At 42.4% G+C, this 5578-nt stretch carries 7 protein-coding genes; 5 read left to right on the top strand and 2 right to left on the bottom strand.

Annotation, left to right across the window (positions count from 1 at the left end):
- Positions 1-323 precede the first annotated feature (323 nt).
- Positions 324-467 carry an alanine acetyltransferase gene (locus B4J23_RS08385; RefSeq protein ID WP_291359932.1) on the top strand — a complete coding sequence of 48 codons (144 nt, stop codon included), beginning with the start codon at positions 324-326 and terminating at the stop codon, positions 465-467.
- A gap of 18 nt (positions 468-485) precedes the next feature.
- Positions 486-1400: a zinc-binding dehydrogenase gene (locus B4J23_RS08380; RefSeq protein ID WP_349678866.1), complete on the top strand. Its 915-nt coding sequence runs from the start codon at positions 486-488 to the stop codon at positions 1398-1400.
- 59 nt (positions 1401-1459) lie between these two features.
- Here B4J23_RS08380 and B4J23_RS08375 read toward each other — a convergent pair whose 3' ends face one another.
- Positions 1460-1930, bottom strand: a complete 471-nt coding sequence (locus B4J23_RS08375; protein ID WP_214001745.1) for a BLUF domain-containing protein — start codon at positions 1928-1930, stop codon at positions 1460-1462.
- Positions 1931-2132: 202 nt separating this feature from the next.
- On the opposite strand from B4J23_RS08375, the gene B4J23_RS08370 reads away from it, so the two are divergent.
- Positions 2133-2486: a hypothetical protein gene (locus B4J23_RS08370; RefSeq protein ID WP_214001746.1), complete on the top strand. Its 354-nt coding sequence runs from the start codon at positions 2133-2135 to the stop codon at positions 2484-2486.
- Here the strand turns inward: B4J23_RS08370 and B4J23_RS08365 are convergent.
- Entirely contained in the window at positions 2479-2766 is a 288-nt protein-coding gene (locus B4J23_RS08365) for a GNAT family N-acetyltransferase (protein WP_291359929.1), read from the bottom strand. The two genes, B4J23_RS08370 and B4J23_RS08365, sit on opposite strands and share 8 nt — an antisense overlap.
- A 292-nt stretch (positions 2767-3058) precedes the next feature.
- Here B4J23_RS08365 and B4J23_RS08360 point away from each other — a divergent pair, with 292 nt between their 5' ends.
- Both B4J23_RS08360 and B4J23_RS08355 read left to right on the top strand, forming a co-directional pair.
- The gene (locus tag B4J23_RS08360; protein ID WP_291359927.1) at positions 3059-4252 is read left to right on the top strand and encodes a sugar transporter; all 1194 of its coding nucleotides are present in this window, start codon (positions 3059-3061) and stop codon (positions 4250-4252) included.
- A 331-nt stretch (positions 4253-4583) separates the two neighbouring features.
- Entirely contained in the window at positions 4584-5549 is a 966-nt protein-coding gene (locus B4J23_RS08355) for a TerC family protein (protein ID WP_291359925.1), read from the top strand.
- The last annotated feature ends 29 nt before the right edge of the window (positions 5550-5578 follow it).

Below are 5578 nucleotides of genomic sequence, written 5' to 3'. Positions count from 1 at the left end.
AGAGCGGGCTTTTTTATTTTAAAAATTAAATTCGCTTTCTATCTTTTTTAAGAAAATAGCCCCTCATCTAAGTTCAAATCAACTTTCTTATTTCAATGTTAAAACAGCTAAAATTTATCTTTTTTCTTTTCATTATCTTTTGTTGCAATCTGGACACAAGACTCATTGCAGTCTTTGAGTGCCCTAGGCACAATCAATAAGAACAACAGCATTTCGATCCTCTTTTATCTTCAACCCTCCTGATGATTTTCCAGGCTGTAAAGGCAGCAAAAAAATAGCTTTATCTCTCTTGTTCAGACCCTCATTCCCCTAGGAGATCTGTCATGACAACAATGAAAGCCATGGTTTATTACAGCGCCAATGATATCCGTTTTGAAGAACGTCCCATTCCCCACATTCTGCAACCTACTGATGCCATTATCAAACTTAGCAAAGTCACCATTTGTGTTACTGACCTCGGGATATAGAAAGGTAAAACCCCCGAAATTGAGGAGGTTGCAAAAGAAAAAACCGGCAGCTTTAATGGCCGGATTCTCGGTCATGAAGGTATTGGTATTGTGGAAGAAGTCGGTTCCGCAGTTCAAAACTTTAAAAAGGGCGATCGGGTGATTATTTCCTGTGTCAGCCGCTGCGGCACCTGTGAAAACTGCCAGAAACAGCTATATGCCCATTGTAGAAACGAGGGTGGCTGGATTATGGGTTATATGATTGATGGCACTCGTGCCGAATATGTCCGAACCCCATTTGCCGATACTTCTCTCTATCATTTACCAGAAGGTTTGAATGAAGATGTTGCGGTCTTTCTTTCCGATATTTTGCCGACCTCACATGAAATTGGCGTGCAATATGGTCAGGTCAAACCTAGGGACAATGTGGCGATTGTCGGTGCCGGCCCGATTGGCATGAGTGCCTTGCTCACTGCCCAGTTTTATTCTCCAGCCAATATCATCATGATCAATGTCGATGATAACCGGCTGGAATTTGCCAAAACTGTCGGGGCCACCCATACCGTGAATTCAGCCAATGAGGATGCTATTCAACGTGTACTGGAACTCACTGATGGGCGAGGGGTGGACTGTGCCATTGAAGCAGTGGGCCTGGAAGCCACCTGGAATATCTGCCAGCACATCGTCAAGGAGGGCGGACATCTGGCCAATGTCGGTGTACATGGTAAATCCGTCAATTTTGAACTGAATAAACTCTGGATCAAGAACCTGACCATAACCACAGGCCTAGTCAATACCACTGGCATACTGCTCAAAACCTGCTGTTCCGGCAAATTGCCACTGGAAAAACTGGCCACCCATCACTTCAAGTTTGCTGAATTTGAAAAGGCCTATGATGTGTTTAAACATGCTTCTGACGAAAAGGCTTTAAAGGTCATGATTGAAATGACTTAAATCATTATCGACAACAAAAAAAAGTCCGCATAGCGGACTTTTTTATTTTTTAGCGTCAATTAAAAATAGGGAATATAACCACGCTGTTTATAACCTTGAGGAGAAGCAAGATTGGCCTGATTTTCATCCAGACGATAGAGCAGCTTCAGGAATCCACTCAACTGCTCCTGTTGCAATGCATGAGGTTCAAACTGACCTAAACCTAAACGTGAAAATAAAGAAGAAATTTCACTATGTTTATGGACATATTTCATGGACCATTCCGAGAAATGTGGATGTTCTACTGTTACATCCTGAAAGCGAAGCACCTGATGATGGCGTGGATCACGGCAAATGCTCTGAAACAGATTTTCTACCACCTCTGCTTCACCTTCCAGACATTGAAAAAACTTGCCATGGGAATAATATAAAACCCCGTTAATCTGATGAGCTTTATTAAATTTTCTCGCTACAGATAATATATCGCTAAGATCCTGTAATAACTCTTGTTCAGATTCTATACGCTCACTGGCGTAGCAAAGCTGTAGCATAAGGTCATCTCACTGCAGAAAGAATTAAAAGCATAATTTAATCAATTATTTTAATTTAAGTCGATCATTTTTTAAGCAAATATCCGTTTTTGCTTACATTATTTTAGGTTTGCTTTTCCAAAGAAAACTTCTAACAATTACCTCCTGAGAGGATATCAATGATTTCAGATATATAGCGATAATGATGAAGGAGTGAAACCTGATGTTAAAAGATCTGATTTTCACTGTAGCGTTGTTGTGTATATGTTTTATGCTTTTGATTATGCTGAATAAACTGGCCTTGACGACCGAGACCAATATTCTGCTCAGTTCGGTTTTTATAGGCTGGACGCTTTTACAGTTTGTTCGCGGTCGTATGTTTTTTTATATCAGTGTAAGCCTGATGATTGGAATACTTACGCTGTTAGGCAAATATGAAGAAGTATTATGGAACATCATAGGCCTGATGGCAGGTTATGGCGTATATAACCTGCTACAGCGTATTTCTGTACCTGCGCTTAAGGGCAAATTACAACATATCTCTATCTTGGATAAGTTTAATTCAATTGCTAAATAGCAGCTGCCACATCCTGTAGGCTGCGATCACGTTCAAACATGACATCTACATAGGAACATTGGGGAATAATTTTTAAGCTATTCTTGCGGGCAAAGTCGACCAGCACATCCAGCATTTTGCGTGCTACGCCTTGACCGCGTAAGGAATTATCTACCCAAGTATGATCAGCCACGATGGTCGATGCTTCTTGCCACTGATATGTAATTTCAGCAAGACGTCGACCATCTTCCTCCATAAAAAATACACCGCCGCGTTTTGAATCTTGATGTTGAATGTCCATACTGAAGGCTGATCCCTTAATAAAATTATTGGTTTATTTAATTTAAAACATCTTGTTAAAGAAATAATATGAATTATTGTTAAGTTTTTAATATTGGATGAAATTTTTTATTTTCTTTCATCATTTCCTGTGATTTTTTTCAAATATTGATAACTTTTTATTTCTCTATTTTGCCTGATTGAGGGTGATGCAGTTTGAGTCATCACATATCACCCCAAAAATTTAATTTTACCTACTCCCTAATTGAGAAAGACAGGATTAGAATGCAGCATCTTTTTGCATGCAGCTTCGTATGTCTGACTCATCTTCCGCTTCTTCCGTCACCAAGCAATGGATTGGTGTCATCGCTTTAGCCTGTGCGGCTTTTATTTTTAACACTACCGAATTTATTCCTGTGGCATTACTGAGTGGAATCGGGCAAAGCTTTGCCATGTCTGCCACTCAGGCCGGCATCATGCTGACCATTTATGCCTGGATTGTGGCCTTACTTTCCCTTCCGATCATGCTGCTTACCAAAGCCATAGAACGGCGTTTTCTGCTGATGCTGGTCTTTGCAGTTTTTATTTTAAGTCATGTGCTGTCCTATTTTGCCTGGAGTTTTAGCACGCTGGTACTCAGCCGGGTAGGGATTGCTATTGCGCATGCCTTGTTCTGGTCGATTACCGCATCACTTGCAGTTCGGGTCGCACCGAAAGGTAAAGAGTTTCAGGCACTTGGTTTATTAGCCACTGGAACGGCGATGGCGATGGTGCTCGGTATTCCATTTGGCCGGATGATTGGTGAGGCGTATGGCTGGCGTAATAGTTTTGCCCTGATTGCGTGTCTCGCATTGATCATTTGCCTGATTCTGGCCAAAACCTTGCCATTGCTTCCAAGTGTCAATTCAGGCTCCCTCAGCAGCTTAAAAAGCCTGATCAAACGTCCAAGCCTGATGCTAGTCTTTACCCTCACCATTCTGGTGATTACGGCGCAGTTTACCGCTTATAGCTATATTGAACCGTTTTCCCTGAATATCGCCCACTTTGATTCAGCCCAGACCACAACTTTACTTCTGGTTTATGGCGGGGCAGGATTCCTGGGCTCCTATCTGTTTGGCCGTTTTGCTGCGCGGTTCCCAAAAATGACTATTCCTACTTTTACTTTTGGACTGGTTATTTCAATGCTGCTGTTATTACCACTGTCGAGCACAGTCACAGGTTTGTCTGGCCTATCTCTGCTGTGGGGTATGAGCATTATTGGTTTCAGTTTGGCTCTACAATCCAAAACCCTGAACCTGGCTGCAGATGCCACCGATGTTGCCATGGCCATTTATTCAGGCCTGTATAATGTCGGTATTGGCGGAGGAGCTTTGCTTGGCAGTATAGTCACGCTTCAGATTGGACTATCGAGCATTGGCTGGGCCGGAGCAGGGCTGGCGATCCTTGGATTTCTGCTTAGTCTTTATTTGGTTCAGCGCCTAGACTTTTTGCCCAAAGCCGCTGATTAAACGCTGCTTTTTGTAAAATAATTTGTGATTATGCATAAAATCTGTCATGCTCATCTGATATTGAGCAATTGCTCAAACAGAATTGAGTTTGAACAAGGGGAGTAGCCTCCTCCAAACGTTTAAGAATGAAATTTCAGTTTTTAAACGTGTCAGAATATCGTCATTACACTTTGCAAAAAGTCGGTATCTGAGCATCTTTAGGTCACACTTGATATAAAAAAGTGAAACACTAAGATGTAGGCAAGACCTTGATCATGTTGTTATAGATGTTTTTCATCTGGCAGCTGGTCAAGGTTTTTTTATGGCCAGTCGTCCGATGTGGAGAATTCACATGGAAACAATTGGTACGCTCTGGCTGTATCTTGTCTTTTTCGCAATTGTCGCCGTCATGCTGGTGATCGATTTTGTCGGCTTTAAACATCAGCATGGTGAGGAAGTAAAAGTCCGTACCGCTGCCTACTGGAGTATCGCCTGGGTCAGTGTCGCGACTTTATTTGGTGGTGGATTATGGCTGTATCTGGAGCAGACTGCAGGTGCGGCAATTGCCAATACCAAGGTCATGGAATACTTTGCCGGTTATCTGCTGGAAAAATCCTTGGCAATTGATAATGTCTTTGTCTGGCTGATGATCTTTGCCGCCTTTGCCATTCCACCAGCGCTACAACGTAAATTGCTGTTATATGGTGTACTGGGTGCAATTGTGCTCAGAACAATCTTTATTTTTATTGGTGCCTGGTTTGTACAGGAATTCTCCTGGATTCTGTATCTCTTCGGTGCGTTCCTGGTGTATACCGGCTTCAAATTCCTGCGTGGTCAGCATGAAGAAGACAGCAATATTGAAGATATGGCCATTCTGAAATGGCTACGTAAACATATGCGTATCACCCCGCAACTTCAGGGCGATAAATTCTTTGTCCGTCAAAATGGTTTGCTTTGGGCAACGCCGTTATTCTTGGTGCTGATTCTGGTCGAAGCCTCTGATGTGATCTTCGCAGTCGATTCTATTCCTGCTATTTTTGCTGTCACCACCGACCCCTTCATTGTGCTTACTGCGAACCTGATGGCAATTTTAGGCCTGCGTGCCATGTTCTTCCTGCTCTCAGGTGCAGCCTCAAAAATGCATTATCTGCCTTATGGCCTAGGTTTGATTCTGGTCTTTATCGGCTTTAAGATGCTGATGCTGGATGTATTCCATATGCCGATCTGGATTTCACTGAGCTTTATTGTAATTGTCTTGACGGTGACTGCGATTTTGTCGATTCGTCATAGCAAGAAACATAACGAAACTACGCTGTAAAGCTAATCATAAAAAAAGCCTGCTGATGC

Origin of the sequence: Acinetobacter sp. UBA3025, assembly GCF_002367915.1 — a bacterium.
GTDB lineage: Bacteria > Pseudomonadota > Gammaproteobacteria > Pseudomonadales > Moraxellaceae > Acinetobacter.
The sequence above is the reverse complement of the archived record's forward strand: the minus strand, read 5'-3'. Positions and strand labels throughout refer to the sequence as shown.

Excerpts from the sequence above, each read along its gene's own strand:
- B4J23_RS08375 (WP_214001745.1), bottom strand. The coding sequence starts at position 1,930 with ATGCTACAGCTTTGCTACGCCAGTGAGCGTATAGAATCTGAACAAGAG.
- B4J23_RS08360 (WP_291359927.1), top strand. The coding sequence starts at position 3,059 with ATGTCTGACTCATCTTCCGCTTCTTCCGTCACCAAGCAATGGATTGGT.
- B4J23_RS08355 (WP_291359925.1), top strand. The coding sequence starts at position 4,584 with ATGGAAACAATTGGTACGCTCTGGCTGTATCTTGTCTTTTTCGCAATT.
- B4J23_RS08385 (WP_291359932.1), top strand. The coding sequence starts at position 324 with ATGACAACAATGAAAGCCATGGTTTATTACAGCGCCAATGATATCCGT.
- B4J23_RS08365 (WP_291359929.1), bottom strand. The coding sequence starts at position 2,766 with ATGGACATTCAACATCAAGATTCAAAACGCGGCGGTGTATTTTTTATG.
- B4J23_RS08370 (WP_214001746.1), top strand. The coding sequence starts at position 2,133 with ATGTTAAAAGATCTGATTTTCACTGTAGCGTTGTTGTGTATATGTTTT.